The organism is Streptomyces sp. NPDC059649 (genome assembly GCF_042734445.1).
Lineage (GTDB): Bacteria > Actinomycetota > Actinomycetes > Streptomycetales > Streptomycetaceae > Streptomyces.
On record NZ_JBHWDV010000008.1, the window covers coordinates 45,976 to 70,014 of the forward strand.

A 24,039-nucleotide genomic window follows, 5' to 3' on the forward strand; every position below is an offset into this window, starting at 1 on the left:
GCTCAGCCGGCCGCGGCCAGGACTGGGCTGTGACCCAGCGCCGTCGAAAACTGGTCGATCACCTGGGTGAGTGCCTGGGCAGCACTCGCCACGACGGCCACAGAGCCGTCGTCGCGCACGGTGATGTCCTTGTCGAGGGTGAACCAGCCCTGCACGATGTGAGCCGCGCCCATGGAGCTGAGGACCGGGCGGAGCGCGTAGTCGATGGCCAGGACATGGGCCGTCGACCCGCCGGTGGCCAGCGGCAGCACGGTTTTGTCTGTGAGGGCGTACTGCGGGAGCAGGTCGAGGAGTGCCTTGAGGACGCCGGAGTACGAGGCCTTGTAGACGGGGGTGGCGATGACGACGCCGTCCGCGCGGGCGAACAGTTCGGTGACCTCCACGATGGCGGGGTGCCGGAAGTCGGCGCCGAGCAGGGCCTGGGCCGGGATGGTGCGGACGTCCAGCGGGATCACCTCGTGGCCCTGTGCGACGAGCCGGTCGTCGAGGTGGCGCAGCAGACGGTTGGTGCGGGAGGAGGCGGAAGGGCTGCCGGAGACGGACAGGACGGTGGTCATGGGTCCTCTTTCGGGGAGCGGGGGCGCCCGCGCATGGCGGGCGCCCCCGGGAAGGGTCAGGAGTACCAGGTGGGTTCGGGCAGTGTGCCTTCGAGGACCCAGCGGCCGACCTCACGGCGCTTGTAGGCGACGGGGTCGTGCAGGGTGTGGGTGCGGACGTTGCGCCAGAAGCGGTCCAGGCCCTCGGCGGTGGTGGTGGATCGTGCGCCGGTCACCTCGAAGATGCGGCTGGTGATCTCCAGGGCGACCTCGGTGGCGCGGGCTTTGACGGCCGCCACGCGCACCTCGAACTCGCCGCGGATCTGGTCGGTGACCGCGCCGGGGTCGTCGTGCAGCTTCTGTCCCTCGGCGGCGACGGCGTCGGCGAGCGCCTCGGCTGCCCAGAGCTTCGCGGTGAGGTCACCGTAGGTGTCGATGACGTGGGGCTCGTCGACCGCGCGCTCGTGGCCGCCGTGCAGCCAAGGCCTGGTCTTGCTGCGGGTGTAGGTGGCCGCCGTCTCCAGCGCGCCGCCGGCGATGCCGAGGTAGAAGCTGACGAAGACGAGCTGGATGGTGGGCACGTTGAGGGTGTTGTAGGTGCGCGGCTGGAACTCCTTGTCGACATAGCCGGCCGCCGAGGACCACGGTGTGCGGACGCCGTCGAGGGTGACGCTTCCGCTCTCGGTGAGCCGCTGGCCGATGTTGTCCCAGTCGTCGTGGAAGGTCAGGCCCTCGCTGTCGGAGGGCACGATCGCGAAGACATGCTGGTCGGTGCCGTGCAGGACGCCTTCGAGGACGGTGACGTCGGAGACCTTGCTGCCGGTGGAGAAGGTCTTGTGGCCGGTGAAGACCAGGTCGTCGCCTTCCTCGGTGACGACGACGTCCTTGTCGCGCGGGTTGACGGCCCCGCCGAAGAACCAGCGGTTGCGCGCGGCCTCGGCCTCGATGTGCTCCCACTGTTCGCGGGTGCCGACCAGGCGGGCGGCCCAGTTCCACAGGTAGTGGTAGCCGAGCAGCTGGCCGATGGAGCCATCGGCCTTGGCGACCTCGCGTACGACGCGGTAGGCGGTGGTCCAGTCCTGGCCGGCGCCGCCGTGCTCGACGGGGCCGAGCAGGGTGACCAGGCCGGAGTCCTTCAGGAGCTGGACCTCGGCGTACGGGGTGGTGCCGGCGCGGTCGCGTGCGGCGGCGTCGGTGGCCAGGACCGCCGCGACCTCGGCGGCGCGTGCGATCCAGTCCTGAGCGGTCGCCGGGGCGGGGCGGGTCTGCCATTCGGTGGCCGTGGTGGTGCTCATACGGGTGACCTCTTTCGCGGGGCGGAGCAGTGTGGGAGAGGCAGGTGCGGGTCAGACAGGCGCGGGGGCGGAGTGGGGCTCGTCGTCGGAAAGCTGCGCTTCCAGTTCCCGTACAAGAGGCAGCACGCGCTTGCCGAAGTACGCGACCTCCTCGTGGTAGTGCAGAAAGCCGAGGAGAAGGAGGTCGACGCCGAGCCTGCGGTAGGCGACGATGCGCTCAGCGATCTGCTCGGGAGTGCCGATCAGTTGCGTGCGGAAGCCGTCGTTGTACTGGACCAGGTCCTCGAAGTTCGAGTCCTGCCACATGCCCTTGCCGTCTGCGGTGGACCGGCCCGCCTGCTTCACGGCCGCACCGAAGCCCTCGACGGCGTCGGAGTCGGCCTTGGCGACGATCTCCCGGAGGGTGTCGCGGGCCTCGGCCTCGGTGTCGCGGGCGATGAGGAAGCCGTTGAGGCCGAACCTGGGTGCCGTGCGGCCTGCTCGGCCCGCCGCGGCGCGTACGTCGTTGATCTGCTCGACGACTCCGTCGAAGTCCTTGCCGTTGGAGAAGTACCAGTCGGAGACCCGGCCGGCCATCTGCCGGGCGGCGGTGGAGTTGCCGCCCTGGAAGATCTCCGGGTGGGGGCGCTCAGGGGCGCTGAGCGGCTTGGGTTTGAGGGAGAAGTCACGCAGCCGGTAGAAGTCACCGGCGAGTTCGGTGTGGTCCTCGGTCCAGAGCTGGCGCAGGGCGCGGATGAACTCCTCCGAGCGGCGGTAGCGCTCGTCGTGCTCCAGCCAGGGCTCGCCGAGGGCGGTGAACTCGTCCTTGAACCAGCCGCTGACGACGTTGACGGCGAAACGGCCGCCGGACAGGTGATCTGCGGTGGCGCCGAGTTTGGCCAGGACCCCCGGGTGCCACAGTCCGGGGTGGACGGCGGCGATGACCTTCAGGCGCTCGGTGGCCAGCAGCAGGGCAAGGCTGAAGCTGGTCGACTCGTGCTGGAACTCGGCGCCGTAGCTGGCCATGTAACGGACCTGGCTGAGCGCGTACTCGAAGCCGTTGTTCTCAGCGAGGACGGCGAGTTCGCGGTTGTAGTCGTACCCCCAGTCGGTGCGCTGCTCGATCGTGCTGGTGACCAGTCCCCCGCTGACATTGGGGACCCAATAGGCGAATTTGATGGGCGCGGGCATGCGGAACTCCTGTTGCGGAATGCATGATTGTTCAGGGACGCCAAATCCCGGAAAGGGGCGGGCGCGCGGCAGCGCACAGTTCAGATGGCGCGGTGAAAACGTGGCAGCGGCATGTGCGGCGACAGCCGTGGCGTGACCAAGGGGCGGCAGATCGCGAGGATCAGGCCGCTGAGCAACAGGAGGCGCTGGAGACGCGCGCGAGGTCGACATGGCGTCGCCGCGTGAGGTCCAGTCGCATCTTCATGCCGTCGATCGTGGCAGTGGCCGCTCGGGACAGTCAAGGGAAATCCGACCGGTTCCATATCGCGGACCACCGGATTTCACGAGGCTGTGACAGGGAAACCCTTGAACCGGTCCCGGGACGTAGGAATTCTGCTGCCGTGCGGACAGAACAACTGGAATACATCGCCGCAGTGACGCGTCTCGGCTCGCTGCGCCGGGCCGCGGAGGAACTCCGCCTTTCCCAGCCGGCATTGAGCGAAACCGTCAGAAACCTGGAACGCGAACTGGGAGTCGATCTGCTGGAACGCAAACGCACCGGGGCGACGATGAGCGCGGAGGGCCGGGAGCTGCTGCCGCACATCACCGGCGTACTGGAGGCGGTGGACCGGCTGCGGGCCGCGGCGGGCGAGCAGCACCGCATCAGCCGCATGGTGCGGGTGGGTACGGTCAACGCGGCTACCGTGCCGCTGCTCATCCCGGTGGTGCGCGCCTTCCGTGCCGCGCACCCCCTCACCCAGGTGGAGGTGGTCGCCGCGCAGCAGACGGACATACACCGGGCCCTGACCGAGGGCGGTTTCGACCTCGGCCTGGTGAACCACCTGGAGGGCGACGACGTGCCGCCCGCCCTGGAGTCGACACAACTGCTGCACGGGCAGCCGGTGGTGTGCCTGCGGCCCGACAGCCCGCTCGCATCCCGTGCCGCGGTGAGCGTGGACGACCTGCTGACCCAGCCCCTGATCGCCATGCGCTCCGGTTACGTCATGAACCGCTATGTGCACCGGCTCCTGAACGGCTGCGCTCCGTCCCTGGCGTACTCCACCGACGGAGCGGAAATGGGCAAGCTGATGGTCGCGCAGGGACTCGGGGCCACTGTACTGCCGGACTTCAGCATCATCGGGGATCCGCTGGAACGACTCGGCGCCATCACCTACCGGCCACTGGCAGGCGCCCCGCCCCGGGTGCTGCTGATGCTGCAAGGACGCAGAGCCCAGTCCGTGCCGCGGGCGGCGCGTGACCTGCGGGAGACATTCGTGCGCCGGGCTGGGGAACTGGGCGGGACGCTGAGCTCGTCGCCGAACCAGGAGGCTGATTCGGCGACCGGCTGAGTGGCGGTGCCGTGGTGGTGCCGCAGGGCGACGTCTGCGGCGGCCGGCCAGGCGCTCAGGGCGTTCTCTCGACGGGGCCCCGCCGTGACGCCTCGGTCCAAGAGACGTCGTCGAAAGCAGCCGCAACGGGGATGCGACTCCTTTGTTCTGGGTCTTGATCATTCGGCGGAGACTCCGTGCCGCGCCCAGCACGCCCCCGCGAGTCCAGCATCGGCAGCCCCGATCAGCGTGCGAGGACCAGTGCGCGCCGGTGAAGTGCCGCGCGTGCGGGGTGTACGACACCACCGACGTCCGCAGATACTGCTGACCAGCTGGTTCCCAACCGACTCGACCCGAGGATGTCCCCATGCGTCGTGCTCTTACAGCGGTCGCCTTATGCGCCGCGACCGTTGCTCTCACGCTCGGAAGCGCGGGATTCGCCAACGCTGATACTTGGATCTCCCCGCAACAGTGCCTGGACGGGGGCGGGCAGGTATTCCAGATCGAGCCCGGGCTGGGCAACTGCGTCGGCGGGACATACGACGGCATCGAGGTGCGAGAGCGAGCCTGAGCCCATTCGATTCCCGCCACCCGCGCATAGGGAGTCCCAAAGCCAGACCGTGACCTACCAGGTGGCCGCTGACTCCAGGCGGTGCTCAAGATTTGAATGATCAAGTGGGGAAATGGCGGGGACAATCCTGGTCCAGTGCGTGAGCGGTCGGCCGCTCCAAGGTGGACCATGGAAGCCAAAGCACTCCATAGGTACGGATCAGGGTCGCGGGGTTGCGCGAGCAGAGGCCCTTGTGGTCCGGCGTATGGAAGGAGTGCCCGTGTGAGCACAGCCGATGGGCGTCCGGCTGGCGCCGGCCAGCCGGAGGGGCGATCGTCGCAGCCGAGTGGGCTGATGGACCTGCTCGGTGTTGCCGCGGTGCTGCTGGATGCCGAAGGGCGGATCGTGTTGTGGAGCCCGGAGGCCGAGGAACTGTTCGGCTATCCCGCTGAGGAGGCGCTCGGGCAGTACGCTGCGCCGCTGCTCGTTCACGAACAGCACTGGGATCTGCTGATCAAGGTGTTCGACGAGGTCATGGGTACCGGGGAGCGGTGGGCGGGGGCGTTCCCCGTCCGGCACAAGGACGGCAGCACTCGCTTGGTGGAGTTCCGCAACATGCGGCTGCTGGACGACCTCGGCGACTTCTACGCCCTTGGCCTGGCCACCGACAGGTCAAGGCTTCGGGAGGTCGAACGGGATCTCGCCCTGTCCACCCGGCTGATCTCCCAGTCCCCCATCGGGCTGGCGATCCTCGACGCCGATCTGCGGTACGTGGCCGTCAACCCCGCTCTGGAGCGGATGCACGGCATTCCCGCGGAAGATCATCTGGGCCGGCACTACCGCGAGATCATGGCCTCGGCGAAGTTCGAGGGGCCGGAGGCCGGGATGCGGCAGGTCCTTGAGACCGGGGCTCCCCTGGTCGACGAGTACACCATCGTCGGCCACACTCCCGCCGACCCACACGTGCACGCCTGGTCGATCTCGCTGTACCGGCTGGACGATCCCCAGGGACGGGTTCTCGGCGTGGCTGACCTGGTGGTGGATGTCACCGACCGTTATCAGGCGGCCACGGAGGCCGCCGAGGCCCGCCGGCGTCTGGCGCTGATCGCCGACGGCTCCGCGCGCATCGGCACCACCCTGGAGGTGGAACAGACCGCCCGCGAGCTGGCCGGTGTCACCGTTCCCGAGCTCGCCGACATGGCCACGGTCGACGTCCTCGACTCCGTCCTCGATGAGCATCGCCCGCCCCTGGGTGAGGGCCCCGCGGTCTTCCGCGCCCTCGCGGTGCACGCCGCCTACGACACCGAAGCCGTCCAGGCCACCGACCCGCCTGGCCAGATCGCTTCCTACGACGCCGACCGGCTCCCCACCGAATGCGTACGCACCGGCCGACCGATCCTGATCTCCCACATCGATGACGCCGCCCTGGCCCGCATCGCCCGCGACGACCGCGCCGCCACGCTGCTGGCCCGCGCGGGCGTGCACTCCTACATGCTGCTCCCGCTCACCGCCCGCGGCCAGATCCTCGGCTTCCTGGGGCTGAGCCGCGCCCGCAACCCGCAGCCGTTCAGCGAGGACGACCTCGCCCTCGCCGGTGAGCTGGCCTCCCGCGCCGCCGTGTGCATCGACAACGCCCGCTCGCACCAGACGGTGCGCAACGCCTCCGAGACCCTTCAGCGCAGCCTGCTCCCGGACCACCCGTCCCATCTCCCCGGCTTGGACGTCGCCTCCCGCTACCGGCCCGCACAGGCCGCCTACGAGGTCGGCGGCGACTGGTACGACGTCCTCCCGCTCGACGGCGACAAGACCGCACTGGTCGTGGGCGACGTCATGGGCAGCGGCATCGACGCCGCCGTCACCATGGGCCGCCTGCGCACCGGCACCAGCGACTTCGCCGACCTCGATCTCGACCCGGCCAAGGTCCTCCGACACCTCGACAAGATCACCTCAGGACTCGAGCAGTACATAGCCACCTGCGTCTATGCCGTCTACGATCCCCACCGCGCGGAGTGCCACCTCGCCACCGCCGGCCATCTGCCCCCCGTCCTGGTCCGCAACGGCCGGCACCCGGAACTGCTCGACCTGCCGACCGGCACTCCACTCGGAGTCGGCGGCGTCCCCTTCGTGACCACAACCTTCCCCGTCGGCCCTGGTGATCGGCTGGTCCTGTACACCGACGGCCTCGTCGAAGTCCGTCATCACCCCATCGACGAACGCCTCAACACCCTCCTGCGCCTGCTTGACACACCCGACCCCACCCTGGAAGAGACCTGCGACCGGCTCCTTCACGAACTCCGGCTGCCCGCCGACCCGGACGATGTCGCCGTGCTCATCGCACGCATGCAGCCCTTCGCGACCGACTCTTGAAATACGGCCCGGTCCGGCCGGTCGCGACACGGATCATCCGTCAGCGGACCGCATACCCGATCCACGCTGCGTGACGAGCCAACAAGCAGCCGATCGCTCACCGTTGTCGCAGCGAACAAGATCAAGTAGAGTCCCCGACGTGAACACCGGACCGGCGCTACGCCACACACGGATTGGCCACCCGGTGGGGGGCTGATCGCACAGCGGGTGCGCAGATGGCACCCCATCAGTTCGGCACGCGGACCTCCCAGTGCTCGTGCACTACGAGTCCGTTATTCGTGTCGAACAACAGCGAGGTCAACCGAATGCCAGCCACCTTCAATCACACCATCATCGCCGCCAAGGACCGCAGCGAGTCGGCTCGATTCTTCCGCGAGCTGTTGGAACTTTCGGAAGCACCGTCCTGGGGCCCGTTCACCAACGTCCAGCTCCACGACGGCGTGCTACTGCAGTTCGCCGAGCCGCCGGTGGAAATCCAGATGCAGCACTACGCGTTCCTGCTCGACGACGAGCTCTTCGATCGGGCATACCAGCGACTGTGCGATCGCGGCATCGAGCACTGGGCCGATCCCCAGATGCAGCGCTCAGGCGAGATCAACAACGAGCACGGCGGTCGCGGGGTGTACTTCAAGGATCCCGCGGGTCACGCGATTGAGCTGATCACCCGCGCGTACCTGTAACCGAGGCAGTGCCTGGTCGGGCACCCAAAACGCGGCGCCCGACCAGGCAACCGATCGGTGACATTTCCTGCTGCCCCGGGGCACTGCGGCGGTCGTGCAAGCCGTTCTCGCCTGCCGGTGCGATGGGCCTGCGGCGGCCGGCGTACCGGCCCGTTACCCGGAGGTTCCCCACGTCCGCCGCGGTGACCATCACCGCGAGCAGCAGGCCGAGCGTGTCGACCACGACGTGCCGCTAGCGACCGTTGATCAGCTTGCCGCCGTCGAAGCCCCGGCTGTCGGATCCGACCACCGTGTCCGCCTTGACCGACTGGGAGTCGATGACGCCCGCACGCGGCTCCGGATCCCGCCCCGCCTGCTCGCGCACTGGGCGGCGGAGCCGGTCGTGGAACTCCCGGACCGGACCGTGATCGCGCCGGCGTCGGAAGAACGCATGGAACCGGTCCCACGGCGGGAAGTCGATCGGGATCGCCCGCCCCTGATTTTCGATGCGCGTGACCTCCGCGGTGGGCTTCACCAGGCTCCCGGCGGGGCAGTCCCCGCCGCCAGGCACGCCTTCGTCTCCATGAGTGAGACGGTGAACGGGTGTCGCGGCTCGGTCAGTATCCGGTGGGCCAGGCCCTGTTCGACCAGCTCGCCCGCGTCCAGTACGGCGATGCGGTGGGCCAGACGTGCGGTCTCCAGGTCGTGGGTGATCAGCATGAAGGACATGTCCGGACGGTCGCGGAGCAGATCCGCGAGGGCGTCGAGGATGCCGCGGCGCGTGACCGAGTCGAGACCGGAGGTGATCTCGTCGCAGATCAGCGCCCGGGGCCGGGCCAACAGGGCGCGTGCCAGGGCCGCCCGCTGGAGTTCGCCGCCGGAGAGCTCCGCGGGGAGGCGGTGGGTCGTTCCGGACCGGAGGCCGAGGCGGGTCAGTGTCGTCAGGGCCTCCTCAGCGGCTGACCGACGGTCGGTGCCGCGCAGACGTACCGCGGTGCGGGCGACCTGGTCAAGGACGGGGCGGTGCTCGTCGAAGGCGGCCCGCGCGTCCTGGAAGACGTACTGCACAGCCGCCAACTGGGCGCGGTTGCGCTGCCGTACGCTGCGCGGCAGTGGGGTGCCGTCGAGATGGACCTGACCGTCGTGGTCGCGGTGGAGGCCGGCCAGACAGCGGGCGAGGGTGGTCTTACCGCTGCCTGAACGGCCGACGACGGCCAGCAACTCACCACGATGCAGGGCGAGTTCCGGGGTTCGCAGCACCAAAGTGGCACCGAGGGTGCCGCCGCGGTGGCGAGCGGTGAGATGGCGTACGTGCAGGACAGCCTGTCCGGTGTCCGGCGGAGGTTTGTGCCCGGTCGGCAACGGCCGGACACCGAGCAGTTGTCGGGTCCACTCATGACGCGGTGCGAGCCACAGCCGCTGGACCGGGCCCGATTCCACGACCCGGCCCGCCCGCATGACGAGGACCTCGTCGGCGAGTGCGCGCACCACATCGAGGTCGTGGCTGAGCAGCACGACCGCGATGCCGCGGGCCGCCAGCGCTGCCAGCTGGTCGACGATGCGGCTCTTGGTCAGCGCGTCCTGGCCGGTGGTGGGTTCGTCGGCGACGATGACGCGGGCACCGAGCAGCAGCGCCTGCGCGAGGACGACGCGCTGCTGCTGGCCGCCGGACAGCTGGTGCGGATAGCGCGACAACAGCGCCTCGCCGTCCGCGAGCTGGGCGTCCGACAGAGCCCGCAGGGTGCGTTCACGGACGGCCGCCCGGCGCTGGCTGCGGGGCAGCTCGCGCACCTGGGTGCGGGCGATGTCGTTCAGCAGCGCCGAGACCCGGCGGGCGGGGTTGAGCACGGACGCCGGATGCTGGGGCACGTAGCCGACCGGGCCGTCCGCCACCACGCGGACGTCGCCGGTGACCCGGGCACCCGATGGGTACGCGCCGAGCAGGGCGAGGCCCGTGGTGGTCTTTCCGCTGCCGGAGGCTCCGACCAGCGCCGTCACCTTGCCCGGCAGAGCCCGCAACTGCACGCCGTCCACGATCACCCGCCCGTCGATCTCCACACGCAGGTCACGGATCTCCGCGAAGGGGGCCGGCCCGGCACCGGTGCCTGCGCCCGTCGGTGCAGTCGTATCGTTCCGTTCGGTCACGGCCGTGGTCCCCTCTCTCCCCGGCGCCGGCCGGGCTTGTGGAGTGCCGCGTCGCAGAGCAGGTTGCTGCCCGTGGTCAGCGCGACGATCAGCAGCGCGGGCACCACCACGGCCCAGGGCTGCACGAACAGTCCGGTGCGGTTGCGGTCCACCATCACCGCCCAGTCGGCGGCATCCGGCGCGACGCCGACGCCCAGGAACGCAGCAGTGGCCACGAGGTACAGCACACCGGTGAGCCGGGTGCCGGCGTCGGCGGCCAGCGTGCGCAGTATCGAGCGGCCGACATAACCAACGGCCGTGCGCCACCACGTCTCGCCCTGCATGCGCAGCGCCTCGACCGCGGGGCGCGCCGCGGCCTCGGCGGCGGCCGCGCGCACGATCCGCGCCGCGTCCGGGACGTTGACCAACGCGACGAGCAGGGCGAGCCCGACGGCACCCGGTGTGAGCACGGATGCCACCAGAAGGATCAGCAGCAGGGACGGCACCGCCAGCACCACGTCCAGCGGCCGCATCAGTGTCTCCTCCAGCCAGCGGCGGTGGGTGAGCGCGGCGATGAGGCCCAGGGGCAGCGCCACGAGGTAGGCCAGGGCCGTCGCGGCGAGCGCTGTCAGCACCACCGGCCGGCCGCCGAGCAGGACCTGACGCCACACGTCACGGCCCACGAAGTCGGTGCCGAACCAGTGTCCGTCGCCGAGGGTGAAGGACGCGGCCCGCGTGCCCGGATCACCCGCAAACACCGGTCCCAGGACGGCGAGGACGAGGGGTACGGAGATGACGGCGAGCCCGAGGGCGTAGCGGCCCGCGCGGCGCGGCCGTACGACGGCGCAGGAACCGGATACTCGCGTGGACGGCGCGGGGGTCACGCGGCCACCCCCGCCCGGGGCGCGAGTCGGTGGGCGATCAGGTCGGCGCAGAGGTTGAGCACGACGGTCAGGACGCCGAACACCACGGCGAGGCCCTGCACCACCGGTACGTCGCGTTCGGCGACGGCATTGAGCAGGACGGTGCCGAGTCCGGGGATCACGAAGAGGGCCTCCACGACGATGACGCCACACAGCAGCCAGTCGAGGGTGCGGGCGAGTTGCTGGACGGCCGGGGCGAGGGCGTTGGGCAGGGCGTGGGCGTAGCGGACGCGGGCGCCGCCTACGCCGTAGCGGCGGGCATGCACCGCGTACGGCGCGGCCAGGGCGTCGACCATGCCGGCGCGGACCAGGCGGGCCAGCGAGCACACGGGGCGGGAGAGCAGTACGAGGAGGGGCAGGAGCAGCGCTGCGGGGTGCGCGAGCAGGTCGGTGCCGTAGCCGACCGCGGTGGGTGGGAGCCAGCCCAGGCGGAGGGCGAAGACGGTCACCAGCAGCACACCGAGGGCGAATTCGGGCACCGCGTAGACCGCGAGCGTCAGCGAACTGATCAGCCGGTCGACGAGTCGCCCTTCGTGGCGGGCGGCCAGTACGCCCAGGCCGAAGCCGGCCGGGACGAGCAGTGCCACGGTGAGGGCGGCCATCACCAGTGTGGGCCCGAAGCCGTCGGCCAGGAACTGGCTGACGGGCCGTCCGGAGGTCACGGAGGTGCCGAAGTCGCCGTGCAGCAGGCCCGCAGCCCACTCGGCCAGCCGCTCGTACGCCGGCCGGTCGAGGTGCATGGCCTCGCGGAGGGCCGCGATACGGGCGGGGTCGGGCTGGTCGCCGGCGAGGGCGATGGCGGCGTCGCCCGGCAGCGCCTCGGTGAGCGCGAAGACCAGCAGCACCACCGCCACGGTCTGTGCGACTCCGAGGAGCAGCCGCCGGGCGACGAAGGATCGCAGTCCCGTCACGCCAGCCACACCTTGTCGAACCGGGCCCAGTCGAGCGTGTTGGCGGGCGCCTTCCGGTCAACCCCCTTCACCGTGCGCGCCGTTCCCAGGATCCAGTCGGCGAAGCCCCAGATCAGGAAGCCGCCTTCGGTGTACAGGCGGCGCTGCATGCGCGCGTAGACGGCTGCGCGGGCCTTGGTGTCGGGGGTGGACTGCGCCTGCTGGTAGAGGGCGTCGAAGTCCTTGTGGTGCCACTTGGTGGCGTTGGTGGTGGAGTCGGTCAGCAGCCGTTGGGAGAGGTGGGCCTCGATGGGCATGGCTCCGGAGCGGTAGCAGCACAGGGTGCCGGAGTCGAGGATGTCGCTCCAGTACGTGTCCTTGCTGCCCGTCTTGACGTTGATGGTGACGCCCGCCTTGGCTGCCTGGTCGCGGAAGATGCTGGCGGCCTCGGTGAATCCGGCGGCGACGGCCGAGGTGTCGAGGGTGACCTCGAGCTTCTCGGCGCCGGCCTGCTTCAGCAGGGCACGGGCACGGCCCAGGTCCTGCTCGCGCTGAGGGAGGCCGTCGGCGTAGTACTGGTAGCCCTTGCCGAACAGGTCGTTGCCGATCTCGCCGGCGCCGGACAGGGCGCCGGCGACGAGCTCCTTGCGGTCGGCGATGAGGAAGAACGCCTGGCGCACCCGCTTGTCGTCGAACGGGGCCCGGTCGGTCTTCATCGCGAAGCCCTGCATGGCGCTGTTGCGCAGCCGGATGATCTCGATCTGGCCCTTGCCTTCGTGCGCGCGGGCGGTGGTCGGGTCGAGTTCGTGGGCGTACTCGACCTGTTCGCCGAGGAGTGCATTGACGCGGGCGGACTCCTCGTTGGCGACGACGAATTCGATCTCGTCGAGGTACGGGGCGCCCTCCCAGTAGTCGTCGTAGCGGCGGAAGACGGCCGAGCGGCCGGGGGTGAAGGAAACGAAGCGGAAGGGGCCGGAGCCGATCGGATTCCTGTCGAACGCGGTCGTGTTCTCGGGGACGATGTACGCGCCGAATGCAGCCAGGACGTTGGGGAATTCGGCGGTGGGGCGCTTGAGGACGAAATCGATGCTCCGCTTGCCGGTGGCGCGGCTCACGTCGAGGTCGATGGGTTCCAGGGACGCCTTGGCGCGGAACCCCTTCTTCGGGTCGGCGATCCGGCGGTAGCTGTACAGGACGTCCTGGGCGGTGACCGGCTTGCCGTTGTGAAAGGTGGCCTTGCGCAGGGTGACCTGCCAGCGGTCCAGGGTCTTGTTCGCCTGCCACTTCTCGGCGAGGCGGGGTTGCGCGGACAGGTCGGCGCCGTAGTCGGCCAGCTTGTCGAAGAGCGCCTTGGCACGGGCGACATCGGCGAAGAGGTTGGCCAGGTGGGGGTCGAGGGTCTCGCTCGCGCCACCTCCGGCGAAGGCGGCGCGTAGCCGGCCGCCCCGTCGGGGCCGGCCGTCGCCCTTGCCCGTGCCGTCGTCGGAGCCGGGGCCGCCGCAGCCGGTGAGCGCGAGTGCGCCGAGCGAGGCGGCGCCCGTGGCGGCGAGGAAGCCGCGGCGGGGCAGGCACGGGAAGGGCTGTTCGGCACGGAAGCCGAGGTGGCGGGCGGTTTCTTCGTTCATGCGGGTGTCCTCGTGGTGTGGATGGGTCACGGTGCCTGCTCGATGAGCCGGGCGACGACGTGCAGCCGGTCGGCGTCCGTCGTCTCTCCCGGGGCCATGCCTTCTCGCCAGGGCGGCTCGGTGCGCGGGCCCGGACCGTCGTGCAGGTCGAGGACCTCGAAGCCGTGCCCCGCCAGGAGACGGCGGAGTTCCAGCGGGAAGAGCAGCCGCCATGCGGAGCGCTGTTCGACGGGCAGGGACCCGTCGTCCGCGGTCCATACACGGGTTCGGCGCAGGAGTTGGGCGGTGCGGTCCACGGTGAGCGTGGTGGTGGACCGGTAGGCGGTGCCGTGCCAGATGAACTCGTGGACGGTGGGGGTGTCGAGCAGGTCGGTACGGCCCAGGAAGTAGGCGCCGTTACGCATCTCCGCGACGAGCAGGCCGCCCGGGGTCAGCGCGCGACGGCAGGAGGCCAGAAAACCGTCGAGCTGTGCGTCGGTGTGGCAGTACAGCAAGGAACTGTCCAGGCAGACGACCGCGTCGAATGCGCTGTGGCCCAGGTCGAATCCGTGCAGGTCGGCGTGGACGTACACGGGCCCGGGGTGGTGGGCGCGGGCGTGGGTGAGCATCGCCTCGGAGAGGTCGGCGCCGGTCACCGTCCGGCCGCTGCCGTGCAGGTGGGCGGCGTCACGGCCGGTGCCGCAGCCCATGTCCAGCACCCGCGGGCCGGCGCCGTACCGCCGCAGGCAGTCCTCCGTCCAGCGGCCGGCCAGCCGGTCGGCGTCGGGGAAACGGGCCTCGTACAGCTCGGGGTGGTCGGTGAGCAGGTTGTGCATGTCCTCGGTGGCGGTGCGGGTCATGGCGTCTCCTTCCTCAGGCCGCCACCGTCAGGGCCGGTTTCGGCGTCGTCGGCAGCGCGTTGCGCCGGTGCAGCCAGGCCACGCCGCACGCGGAGGCGAGACCGAACAGGGCGCAGCACGCCCAGGGCAGCCAGGGAGCGCCGCGTTCCCCGGTGTCCATGGCCCAGCCGACGGCGGTGTTTCCGGCCGCGGCGGCGATGCCGGAGACCACGTAGAAGATCCCGTAGTAGGTGCCGGTCAGCTCCGTGCGGCCGAATCCGGGGATGAGCTCCAGCACGAAGGGCTGGGCGATCATGACGCCGAGGTAGAGCAGGAGGGCGCCGAGCAGGACGGGCAGCGTGCGCAGCACCGCGTCGGCGGTGCCGTCCGGGGCGCCGGACCCGCCTGCCACCAGTGCCGGCGGCAGGAAGGACAGCGCCATCACCACGAGCCCGACGGAGATCCAACGCGCCCTGGAAGCACGGCCTTTGAGGGCGCGTGTGATGCGCAGTTGCAGGGTGAGGTTGGTGACGGTGCCGACGAGGAAGACGAGGCCCGCCGCGCCGTCCCAGCCGGTGGTCCGCCGGGCTCCGTCGGGCAGCAGCAGGTAGAGCTGGTTCTGCAGGGTGAACATGCCGACCATGGCGAGCGCGAAGGCCAGGAAGGCGCGGTTGCCGAGGACCTCGCGCCAGTCGGCGAGGACGCCGCCCTCGCTCGGCTCCACCTCGCGCGCGGGCAGGACTACGGCCTGGGCGACGGTGAGGACGGCGAAGATGCCGGCGGCGGTGAGCGCGGACGTGCGGAAGTCCACGAACAGCAGGGCGCCGCCCAGCAGCGGACCGATCAAGGCGCCGGTGGTGGCGAAGACGTTGAACAGGGCGAACGCCTCGGCCTTGCGCTCCCCCGCCTCCTGTGCGAGGTAGGCACGCACGGCCGGGTTGAACAGGGCGCCGGCGAGCCCGCTGAGCACGGAGGCGGCGAGCAATACGGCCAGCCCGTCGCCCAGCGCGAACAGCGCGAACCCTACGGTGCGCAGGGCGCAGCCGGCGATGATGACGCCACGCGCGCCGAGCCGGTCGGAGGCGGAACCGCCGATGAGGAACAGGCCCTGCTGGCTGAGGTTGCGGACACCGAGGACGATCCCCACGACGGCCGCCGACATGCCCAGGTTCTGGCTGAGGTGGGTGGCGAGGTAGGGGATGAGGAGGTAGAAGCCGGTGTTGACACCGAGCTGGTTGGCCAGCAGGAGGCGGACGGCCAGAGGAAATCGACGCATCTCGTGCCAGATCTTCACGCCGCCTCCTCCCCCGGGCTGCGCCGGACGCCCAGACCGGGCAGACCACTTGCCCGTACGAAGCCGTCCGTGCCGCCGATCCCGGCCCACGGGTCGTGAGCGAGCAGCAGGTGTCCGTCGAGGTCGGCCCAGCGGGCGCGGTCGGCCAGGTGGACGGTGGGAGCGAGGCCGAGGCTGCTGGCGGTGAGGCAGCCGAGCATCAGCGCGGTGCCGCTGCCGTCGATCGCTGCTGCGATGCGCAGGGCCGCGTGGACACCGCCGCACTTGGCGAGCTTGACGTTGACACCGTGCACGCGTCCGGCAAGGCGGCGGGCGTCATCCAGGCTCACGGCGTCCTCGTCGGCGATGACCGGCAGTGGTGAGCGTGCGGCGAGCGCGCCGAGCGCCTCCGGATCGCCGGGTGCGAGGGGCTGTTCGACGGCCTCGACTCCGAGTTCCGCGAACCGGGGCAGCAGGGCGTCGGCCTGGGCCGTGGTCCAGGCACCGTTGGGATCGAGGAGCAGCCTGGCCCGGGGCGCGGCGTCACGGATGACGCGCACCCGCTCCACATCTTCCTCGGGGTCGGGCGCCCCGGCCTTGACCTTGATGACCGCGAAGCCGCTCGCCGTGAGGCATCGCGCCTCGGCCGCGGCCCGCACCGGCGAGGTGATACCGATGGTGCGGGCCGTGGCGACCACCGGGGCGGTGGCGGCGCCGAGGAGCCGGTGGACGGGGCTGCCGGCGTGTTTGCCGGCGAGATCGAGGAGCGCGGACTCGACGGCGGCGGTGACGGCCGGCGGGGTGTCCTCCCCCGCCAGTTCGCCCGCCCGCAGGGCGTCGAGCGCGCTTTCGGGGTCACGGAAGCGCCGGAGGTCGGTGGCGACGGCCGCGAGGAGCCGTTCGAGGGTGTCGAGGTCAAGGCCGTAGTAGACGCTGGTGACGGCCTCGCCGTGGCCGCGCAGCCCGTCGTGTTCGACGGTCAGCCACACGGCGTCGCGGGCGGCCATGGTGGAGCGGGAGATGCGCAACGGCTCGGCGAGGTCGAGGCGTACGGTGCGCTGAGTGGCCTTCACAGTCTCTCTTCCGAAGGATGCAGGGATTCGGGCGCCCGGAGCGGGTCGGTGATGCGGGTACAGCGGACCCACCCGGCGGCCTCGGCCGCACGGGGGTGCGGTATCTCGACGGGTCGGGCGGCCGCGGCGGACGGGGCGAGGCCGTGCGCGGTGGTGAAGTCGTCGTCGTAGACGGTGCCGAGGTAGCGGTGCGGGCCGTCGGGGAAGACGGTGGCGACCTCCGCCCCGGGGTGGACGCGGGCTGCCCACGCGGCGACGCGGGCGACCGCGCCGGTGCTCCAGCCGCCGCTGACGAAGCTGCTCCGGGCAAGCCGCCGGCAGGTGTCCACGGCCTCGGCCGGGCCGACCCAGTGGACCTCGTCGAAGGCGTCGTAGGCGACGTTGCGCGGGTGGATGCTGCTGCCCAGTCCGCGCATCAGCCGGGGGCGGGCGGGCTGCCCGAAGATCGTGGAACCGGTGGCGTCGACGCCGATGAGGCGCAGGGCAGGCCACTGCCGCCGCAGGGGAGCGATGACCCCCGCGCTGTGGCCGCCGGTGCCGACGCTGCACACCAGGACGTCGAGGTGGTCGAGCCGGTCCGTGAGTTCGGCGGCCAGCGAGGCGTAACCTGCGGTGTTGTCGGGGTTGTTGTACTGGTCGGGCCAGTAGGCGTCGGGCAGCACGGCGAGCAGCTCGCGCAGCCGGGCGAGCCGGGCGGCCTGCCAGCCGCCCTCGGGAGCCGGGCGGTTGACGAGTTCGAGACGAACGCCGTGGGCACACAGCAACTGCCGCATGGACGGCTCCAGTTCCCGGTCGCCGACCAGCACGACCGGGTGGCCGAGGGCCTGCCCGGCGAAGGCCAGGCCGATGCCGAGGGTGCCGGAGGTGGACTCCACCACCGGTGCGCCGGGACGCAGTTCGCCGCGCTCGCGGGCGCCCCTGAGCATCGACACGGCGGCCCGGGCCTTCATGCCGCCGGCTGCGAGCCCTTCGAGCTTGGCCCAGAATCCGGGGTGGGGGTCCGGCAGATCAGCGGTGATGCGCACCAGTGGCGTACGGCCGAGCAGGGCGAGCAGCTCCGGGCGAGCGGTGGGGCGGACCGCGGTCGCGGTCATATGTGGCCTCCCTGACAGGAGTCGCCGTGCGGTCCCCTGTAGCGGTGGACGACTCCGGCGCCGCCGTCGAGCCAGAAGAAGGGGTACGGCTCGGCGCACACCGCGCTCACGCCCTGGCCGAGGAAGCGGGGCAGCACGGCGCTGCCGGTCTGCGCGAACATCACCAGCTGCTTGTCGTGCTGCTGCGCGTGCCGTCGAAGCGGTTCGAAGGTGCCGTTGCCCAGCGTCATTCCGGAGACGAGCAGCGCATCGCAGCGGCCGGCCGCCGCGAGCGCATCGGTGACGACCGGCTCACCCCACTCCGTGACGCCGCCCTTGAGGTCGCACGGCACGTACCGGAGGCCGCGACCACGCAGCGCCTCGAGGAGGGAGTTGACGACTCCGATCACCAGCACGGTGGCTCCGGGCGGCAGGTCGATCAGCTCGGCGACCGCCTCCGCGCGCGCCCGGGACTTCTCCAGCGACGGTCCGGCGGGCAGCGGGAAGGGACGCGCCCCGCTCTCCGGGCTGTGCGGGGTGGCGTGCATCAGATAGGCGTCCAGAGCGGCCACTCGCACCGGCAGCAGCGGATGCTCCAGGAGTCGGGCCACATCGGCGCCCACACAGTCGTCGAGCGCGCTGTCGGGCAGTGTGCCGGGCTCGACCGCACAGGAGCCGACGGCCTCGGCCAGGCGCAGGCTGAGCACTTCGTTGCGGTAACCGGTGCCGCGCCCGTCGTGGCGTACGGCCTGCCGGGTGGTGAAGGCCACGGTGATCCGCTGTGAAGCCGGGTCGGGGCCCAGCCCGCCCGCGCGGACACGGTCCACGAGGTCGGCGTACGTCCGGCACGTCTCGTACGCCACCGCGCCGGCCGCGTCGGTGACGGCGGTCATCGGATCACCAGCCCCGCGCGCAGCCCGGCCAGCAGGGCCTCGACGCGGTCGCGGGCCCCTGGCCCGTCGGCGTCACCGGCCATGATGTGCCCGAGGTACTCGTTGTTGCTGCCCGCCGCCTTCACCACCTTGCCGGGGTCGGCGAGCTGCACCTCAAGCACGCCGGGTGCGTCCCGCAGTTCGCCGCCGTCCAGCGCTTCGAGCGTGCCGGCGGCCTGCGGCACCAGAAATCCGATGGCGGCGCTGCGCAGTCCGGTGTCCGTGGGCCGCAACTCGGGTTGGCGGCCCAGCGCGACCTCCACGAAGGCCGCCGCGAGGTCGATGCCGGTGACGTGGCGGATCAGTTCGGTGATGCGGTTACCCGCGGGACGCGGGTTGACCTCGACCACGCGCGGCCCGTCGGCGGTCAGCTTGATCTCGGTGTGCGCCACGACGCCATCGACGAGCCCGAGTGCCTTCAGGGCGTGCAGCGCGGTCTGTTCGGCGGCCTCGGCGTCGGCGTGCGTCAGGGCCGCGGGGAACATATGGCCGGTCTCGATGAACGCGGGCGCCCCGCCGATGCTCTTGTCGGTCACGCCGACCACGTGGACCGTTCCTGCGCACGAGACGGTCTCGACACTCACCTCGGGACCGTCCAGCAGCTCTTCGAGCAGGACCACGGGCGCGCGCCGCTGTCCGCGCGCATTGAGCGGGAAGTCCGCCAACGTCCGGTAGACATCGGCGAGTTGTGCCTCGTCATCCACACGCCGTACGTGCATGCCGGCGCACAGGTCGACGGGCTTGGCCACCAGCGGGTAAGCGATCTCCCGGGCGGCGCCCGCGATGTCGGCCCACTCCTCGTGTACGGCGAAGCGTGGGCCGGGCACTCCGGCATCGGCGAGCACACGGCGGGTGGCGTCCTTGCGGCAGGCGATCTCGACCGCTTCGGGCCCGGGGCCCGGCAGACCGAGCCGCCCGGCGATCCGCGCCACGGTCGGCAGGTAGTAGTCGCAGGACGTGATCACTCCGTCGAACCCCAACACCGCATGCAGCCGCTCGGCTTCGGACAGCAGGGCTTCGGTGTCGTTGGTCTCGGCGGTGATGACGTTGCGGGCCCCGAGCAGCGGGTGCGCCGCCCCCTCGGGCGCGGAGCGCAGATAGTGGTGCAGGTCGCGGGTGAGGAAGGTGAACGTGTGCCCGCCCTCCCGTATCGCCCGCGGCAGCAGTCGGCTCATCGCTCCGACCCAGCTCTCGACCACCAGCAGATGAGCCACAACTCCCCTTCCGGGCTTGGACTTCGAGTACGGGGCAGCCGAGTGCCCCTCCAGAGGAGGGGAGCGGGTTTGCCCGAGGCACACGTTAACGATAATCATTTTCATTGTCATCTTGGGGGCAGGTTTTTGCCGCCCCCTTGTTCGCCGAGCCCCTCGGAAGGCCCCGTGACCACTCCCCTAGGCCGCACCGCCGCGCTGTGCGCGTTGCTGACTGCCGCTACCCTCGTCCCCGTCGGCCCGATCCAGGCCGCCACCCCGACGCCCCCTCTGCGCTTCGGCACATGCCCTGACTCCCTGCCGAACCCGCCGGCCCCGGAACATGTCGAGTGCGGGCGGCTGCGGGTCCCGCTCGACTGGAACCATCCGCGGGGACCGCACATCGAGGTGGCCGTCTCACGGATACGCTCATCGGGCTCCCGCGGCGAGCGGCGCGGCATCCTGCTGGTGAACCCGGGAGGACCGGGCGGCTCCGGACTCTCCTACGCGGTCACGAAGCGGGCCAAGCTCCCGGAGAGCGTGCGGCGGGCGTACGACGTCATCGGCTTCGACCCCCGTGGCGTCGGACAGAGCGCCCCCGTGAACTGCGGCCGGATGGGCGGCCTCTTCACCAGCCCGGGCACGAACCCCGTACCCGTGGACAGGCCGGCGGAGAAGAACTACCTCACCTCGCTACGAAACACGGCCGACGACTGCGCCGCGGGCGTCGGCGACACGCTGTCCCACCTGTCCACAGAACAGACCGCGCGGGACATGGACGCCATCCGCGCCGCACTCGGCGAACGCCGGACGAGCTTCCTCGGCGTCTCCTACGGCAGCTACCTCGGCGCCGCGTACACCGCGCGCTTCCCGCACCGCGTGGGTCGCATGGTGCTCGACAGTGTCGTGGGCCCGTGGGACTGGTACGACTTCGACGTCACCCAGAGCCGCGCACTGCTGCGGCAGCGCGACACCTTCTTCACTTGGACCGCCGCCCACGCGGAACGCTTCGGCCTCGGCGAGAACGCAGCCGCCACGCGCCGGGCTTACCTGCGCGTGCGCCACGCACTCACCAGGCACCCCGTGGACGGCTTCGGACCCGCCGAGTTCGACCGCACCGTCTACCGTGCACTGGGCCGCACCGAACGCTGGGCCGGCCTGGCCGATGGCCTGCGCACCTACCTGCACGACCGACGCCTCGACGGGCTCCGTCCCACCACCGCCTTCGACAGCCCGGACTCGCGCAACTACGAAGCAGCGAACCGCGTCGTCAAGTGCGCCGACTCCCCCGCCCCCACACCGCACCGGATCCTGGCGGACATCCACAGCACCCGCCGGCTCGACCCGCAGCCGGTCCTGACCGGCATGGAGGCATCCACCTGCGCCTACTGGCACCACAAGCCTGCCCACCGCACCCCGCTCGGCAGCCCCGAGTCCCCACCCGTACTGCTGGTGGCCTCCGCGCACGACCCCGTCACCCCCATCGAGGGCGCACGCCGACTGCGCCGACTGCTGCCCGGCTCGCGCCTGGTCACGCTCGACAACGACTACTCGCACGGCGTGTTCGCCAGCCGGGGCAACGCCTGCGTGGACGACGCCGCGGCTGCCTATCTCGTCCACGGCACGACGCCGAAGGCGGACGTGCACTGCACCGGCCCCGGGCTGCCGGACGCGCCGTGAATGCCGGGGGTGGCACCCCAGCAACAGGGCCACCGCCCATCCGCGGCAACAGTGCCATCGCCTCCACACACCGCACAGAAGCATGCGCACCGAGCAAACACATACGCACCGTGTGCGCCAGCCTCTTCCACTCACTGGACCGTTTCGCCCAGGCATTTCGTTCGGCCCTCAATGGGCGGAGCAGCATCACGGGTGCATCCTGCCGGTGGACCCTTGGCTAGCGGCGGGGTGACTGTCCTTCGACGATGGCGGCTACGCCGTCGAGAAGGGGGCCCAACCCGAACGCGAACAGTTCGTCGAGGCGCAGGTCGTAGCCGTCCTTGAAAGCCCCGAGCATCTTGGTGAACACCGGGTACCGGTCGGATGCGACGATGGCCTGTACCGCGGGGGCCTGACGGTCCATCCACTGGCCATCGGTCAAGCCGGTGGTAGCCTCAACCTGGGCCTCCTGTTCCAGGTTGACCGCAAGGCCCTGGACGTAGCTGTAGAGGAGAATGTGCAGGTCCATCATGGTCTTCGGGTCCAGGCCATGGCCGTCCAAGGCACCGAGCGCCCATTCGGCGTGGACCATCAGGTTGGGCAACATCAAGGGCCGGGTGAGCGGGCTCAGCTGCGCCAGCCAGGGGTGCGAGCGGAAGACCGACCAGAGGACGTGCGCGCCAAGGTCGAGGCGGGATCGCCAGCCGTCGGGGGGCGTGGCGGGGTAGGTACCCTCACCGAAGGCGGCATCGGCCATCAGCAGCACCAGATCGTCCTTGCCGGTCACGTACCGATACGGAGACATGGCGGCCACGTTCAGCCGGGCGGCGACGCCACGCATGGTCAGCGCGGCAAGCCCTTCGGCGTCCGCGATCTCGATAGCGGCCCGGACGATCCGTTCACGGGTCAGCTCGTGATCAAGGAGGGCGGCGCGCCTGGCGGGGGCAGCCCGGCGCTTCGATGGTTCGGGTGCAGGGCCAGCGGCAACGACGGTGCCGACACGAGGGCGGGCCTCCACCAACCCCTCCCGGGCCAGGGCGGCCAGTGCTTTGGTCGCGGTGGCGAGTGCGACGCCCCACTCCTTGGAGATCTGACGGGTCGAGGGCACCCGGTCACCTGGGGCGAGCTCGCCGTCCGTAATACGCCGCCGGATCTCGCCGACGATGCGCAGATAAGGCGGATCTGTTTCCACAGCCATGGCTCGCTGCTGCCTCCATCCATTCCTGGCGTCGCCCGCCTGGCCCTCTTCCCGATTTTTTTCTCGGGCCCCTCGGCCCTGTACTAGTTCAGAACCTAGCAGCAGCGATGCCGCAGATCGAGCCTCTGAACTAGAACAGATGGGCTTCCAAGGGCAGTTGGCAGCGCTACGCGTACGCCGTACATTCAGTCGCGTACACCGTATGAAGGGGGCTTCCCATGCAGACCGTACTCATCTCCGGCGGCGGCATCGCCGGATCCGCGCTCGCCCACCTGCTGCGCCACCGCGGCTTCGCGCCCACCGTCGTCGAGCGCGCGCCAGGCCTGCGCCGGGGCGGCCAGGCCGTGGACATCCGCGGTGTCGCGCTCGATGTCGTCGCCCGGATGGGCCTGTTGGAGCAGGCACAGCAAGTCCGTACCCGGATGCGTGGGATGTCGCTCCTCGACACCGATGGCAACGAGATCGAGCGGTCCACCGAGGCGACCTACAGCAGCGGCCGGCTGGACAGCGGCGACATCGAGCTACTGCGCGAGGACCTGGTGCAGATGCTGTACGAGCGCACCCGCGACGACGTGGAGTACCTGTTCGGGGACAGCATCACGGCGCTCGACCAGGACGAGCGCGAAACACAGGTGCACTTCACGCACGCCGCTCCCCGCACCTTCGACCTGGTGGTGGGAGCCGACGGCCTGCACTCGACCGTGCGACGACTGGTCTTCGGTCCGGAAGAGGACTTCGCCCACCACCTGGGCAGCTACGTGTCCATCTTCAGCGCGGACAACTTCCTCGACCTGGACAACTGGCAGGTCTGGCTCAGGGACGGGGACGCCGGCTTCGGCATCATGCCCGTGCGCGGCAACACCGAACTGAGGATCGCCTTCGGGTTCCAGTCCGGGCCGCTCGACGGCGACCACCGCGACACCGACTGGCTCCGGCAGACCGTCGCCAACCGGCTCGCGACTTTGCGCTGGGAGGCGACGAGACTGACGAAGTCAGCATGGGAAGCACCCGACTTCTTCTGCGACGCGATGGCCCAGATCCGGATGGAACGCTGGTCACACGGCCGGACCGTGCTCCTCGGGGACGCCGGATACTGCGCGTCCCCACTGTCCGGCCAGGGCACCAGCCTGGCCCTGGTCGGCGCACACGTACTGGCCGACGCACTCGTCCAGGCAGACGGCGACCACCGCATCGCGTTCGCCCGCTACGAAGAGCGCATGCGGCCCTTCGTCACCCTCAACCAGGCACTGGCGACCGAGAACCCCGGCGGCCCGGCCTCCGAGGAATCCGTCACACGGGCCAAGAACGCCATCTCACTCGACCACTGATCCACAAACCCCGATCCCCAGTAGGCGAGGGGCAACGCCTTCGCCATTG

The 24,039-nt window shown here is 70.7% G+C and carries 21 protein-coding genes; 5 read left to right on the forward strand and 16 right to left on the reverse strand.

The annotated features are described in order from the left end of the window. Positions 1 to 2 precede the first annotated feature (2 nt). The 4 genes from ssuE to ACFV1J_RS12615 form a co-directional block, all read right to left on the reverse strand. Positions 3 to 557, reverse strand: a complete 555-nt coding sequence (ssuE, locus tag ACFV1J_RS12600) for an NADPH-dependent FMN reductase (protein ID WP_310727977.1) — start codon at positions 555 to 557, stop codon at positions 3 to 5. 56 nt (positions 558 to 613) lie between these two features. Further along, positions 614 to 1,831, reverse strand: a complete 1,218-nt coding sequence (locus tag ACFV1J_RS12605) for an acyl-CoA dehydrogenase family protein (RefSeq protein ID WP_385857311.1) — start codon at positions 1,829 to 1,831, stop codon at positions 614 to 616. Between the two features lie 51 nt (positions 1,832 to 1,882). After that, positions 1,883 to 3,001 (reverse strand): dimethylsulfone monooxygenase SfnG, encoded by a 1,119-nt coding sequence (sfnG, locus tag ACFV1J_RS12610; protein ID WP_385857312.1) that lies wholly within the window; start codon positions 2,999 to 3,001, stop codon positions 1,883 to 1,885. Positions 3,002 to 3,161: 160 nt separating this feature from the next. After that, complete coding sequence (locus ACFV1J_RS12615; RefSeq protein ID WP_351532065.1) at positions 3,162 to 3,245, reverse strand: putative leader peptide; 84 nt, start codon at positions 3,243 to 3,245, stop codon at positions 3,162 to 3,164. A 136-nt stretch (positions 3,246 to 3,381) separates the two neighbouring features. On the opposite strand from ACFV1J_RS12615, the gene ACFV1J_RS12620 reads away from it, so the two are divergent. The 3 genes from ACFV1J_RS12620 to ACFV1J_RS12630 all read left to right on the forward strand — a co-directional run bounded on the left by ACFV1J_RS12620 (position 3,382) and on the right by ACFV1J_RS12630 (position 7,905). After that, the gene (locus ACFV1J_RS12620) at positions 3,382 to 4,329 is read left to right on the forward strand and encodes a LysR family transcriptional regulator (RefSeq protein ID WP_385857313.1); all 948 of its coding nucleotides are present in this window, start codon (positions 3,382 to 3,384) and stop codon (positions 4,327 to 4,329) included. Between the two features lie 811 nt (positions 4,330 to 5,140). Further along, positions 5,141 to 7,225, forward strand: coding sequence for a SpoIIE family protein phosphatase (locus ACFV1J_RS12625; protein WP_385857314.1), 2,085 nt, complete (start codon positions 5,141 to 5,143; stop codon positions 7,223 to 7,225). A gap of 305 nt (positions 7,226 to 7,530) precedes the next feature. Next, positions 7,531 to 7,905, forward strand: a complete 375-nt coding sequence (locus tag ACFV1J_RS12630) for a VOC family protein (protein WP_385857448.1) — start codon at positions 7,531 to 7,533, stop codon at positions 7,903 to 7,905. A 232-nt stretch (positions 7,906 to 8,137) separates the two neighbouring features. Here the strand turns inward: ACFV1J_RS12630 and ACFV1J_RS12635 are convergent, their stop codons facing one another. The 11 genes from ACFV1J_RS12635 to ACFV1J_RS12685 are packed head-to-tail and all read right to left on the reverse strand — an operon-like array spanning position 8,138 to position 19,829. Beyond that, positions 8,138 to 8,419, reverse strand: coding sequence for a hypothetical protein (locus ACFV1J_RS12635; RefSeq protein ID WP_385857315.1), 282 nt, complete (start codon positions 8,417 to 8,419; stop codon positions 8,138 to 8,140). Further along, positions 8,416 to 10,029, reverse strand: coding sequence for an ABC transporter ATP-binding protein (locus ACFV1J_RS12640; RefSeq protein ID WP_385857317.1), 1,614 nt, complete (start codon positions 10,027 to 10,029; stop codon positions 8,416 to 8,418). Before ACFV1J_RS12640 ends, ACFV1J_RS12635 begins: the two co-directional genes overlap by 4 nt. After that, positions 10,026 to 10,892, reverse strand: coding sequence for an ABC transporter permease (locus ACFV1J_RS12645; protein WP_385857318.1), 867 nt, complete (start codon positions 10,890 to 10,892; stop codon positions 10,026 to 10,028). Before ACFV1J_RS12645 ends, ACFV1J_RS12640 begins: the two co-directional genes overlap by 4 nt. Continuing rightward, a complete protein-coding gene (locus ACFV1J_RS12650; protein ID WP_385857319.1) occupies positions 10,889 to 11,842 on the reverse strand; it encodes an ABC transporter permease in 954 nt (317 codons plus the stop codon). The genes ACFV1J_RS12645 and ACFV1J_RS12650 overlap by 4 nt, the downstream gene beginning before the upstream one ends. Beyond that, complete coding sequence (locus ACFV1J_RS12655) at positions 11,839 to 13,446, reverse strand: ABC transporter substrate-binding protein (protein WP_385857320.1); 1,608 nt, start codon at positions 13,444 to 13,446, stop codon at positions 11,839 to 11,841. The genes ACFV1J_RS12650 and ACFV1J_RS12655 overlap by 4 nt, the downstream gene beginning before the upstream one ends. A gap of 26 nt (positions 13,447 to 13,472) precedes the next feature. Beyond that, positions 13,473 to 14,285 (reverse strand): class I SAM-dependent DNA methyltransferase, encoded by an 813-nt coding sequence (locus ACFV1J_RS12660; protein WP_385857321.1) that lies wholly within the window; start codon positions 14,283 to 14,285, stop codon positions 13,473 to 13,475. 13 nt (positions 14,286 to 14,298) lie between these two features. Beyond that, positions 14,299 to 15,558, reverse strand: coding sequence for an MFS transporter (locus ACFV1J_RS12665; RefSeq protein WP_385857322.1), 1,260 nt, complete (start codon positions 15,556 to 15,558; stop codon positions 14,299 to 14,301). Next, positions 15,555 to 16,610 carry a dipeptide epimerase gene (locus tag ACFV1J_RS12670; protein ID WP_385857323.1) on the reverse strand — a complete coding sequence of 352 codons (1,056 nt, stop codon included), beginning with the start codon at positions 16,608 to 16,610 and terminating at the stop codon, positions 15,555 to 15,557. The genes ACFV1J_RS12665 and ACFV1J_RS12670 overlap by 4 nt, the downstream gene beginning before the upstream one ends. Next, positions 16,607 to 17,704, reverse strand: a complete 1,098-nt coding sequence (locus ACFV1J_RS12675; protein WP_385857324.1) for a PLP-dependent cysteine synthase family protein — start codon at positions 17,702 to 17,704, stop codon at positions 16,607 to 16,609. The genes ACFV1J_RS12670 and ACFV1J_RS12675 overlap by 4 nt, the downstream gene beginning before the upstream one ends. Next, positions 17,701 to 18,576 (reverse strand): Rossmann-like domain-containing protein, encoded by an 876-nt coding sequence (locus ACFV1J_RS12680; protein WP_385857325.1) that lies wholly within the window; start codon positions 18,574 to 18,576, stop codon positions 17,701 to 17,703. The genes ACFV1J_RS12675 and ACFV1J_RS12680 overlap by 4 nt, the downstream gene beginning before the upstream one ends. Continuing rightward, positions 18,573 to 19,829, reverse strand: coding sequence for an ATP-grasp domain-containing protein (locus ACFV1J_RS12685; RefSeq protein WP_385857326.1), 1,257 nt, complete (start codon positions 19,827 to 19,829; stop codon positions 18,573 to 18,575). The genes ACFV1J_RS12680 and ACFV1J_RS12685 overlap by 4 nt, the downstream gene beginning before the upstream one ends. A 165-nt stretch (positions 19,830 to 19,994) precedes the next feature. Here ACFV1J_RS12685 and ACFV1J_RS12690 point away from each other — a divergent pair, with 165 nt between their 5' ends. Beyond that, positions 19,995 to 21,485, forward strand: coding sequence for an alpha/beta hydrolase (locus tag ACFV1J_RS12690; protein WP_385857327.1), 1,491 nt, complete (start codon positions 19,995 to 19,997; stop codon positions 21,483 to 21,485). A gap of 217 nt (positions 21,486 to 21,702) precedes the next feature. Here ACFV1J_RS12690 and ACFV1J_RS12695 read toward each other — a convergent pair whose 3' ends face one another. Next, entirely contained in the window at positions 21,703 to 22,662 is a 960-nt protein-coding gene (locus ACFV1J_RS12695) for a TetR/AcrR family transcriptional regulator C-terminal domain-containing protein (RefSeq protein ID WP_385857328.1), read from the reverse strand. Between the two features lie 218 nt (positions 22,663 to 22,880). Between ACFV1J_RS12695 and ACFV1J_RS12700 the strand changes: the two genes are divergently transcribed. Beyond that, positions 22,881 to 23,990 carry an FAD-dependent monooxygenase gene (locus ACFV1J_RS12700; RefSeq protein WP_385857329.1) on the forward strand — a complete coding sequence of 370 codons (1,110 nt, stop codon included), beginning with the start codon at positions 22,881 to 22,883 and terminating at the stop codon, positions 23,988 to 23,990. Positions 23,991 to 24,039: the final 49 nt, after the last annotated feature.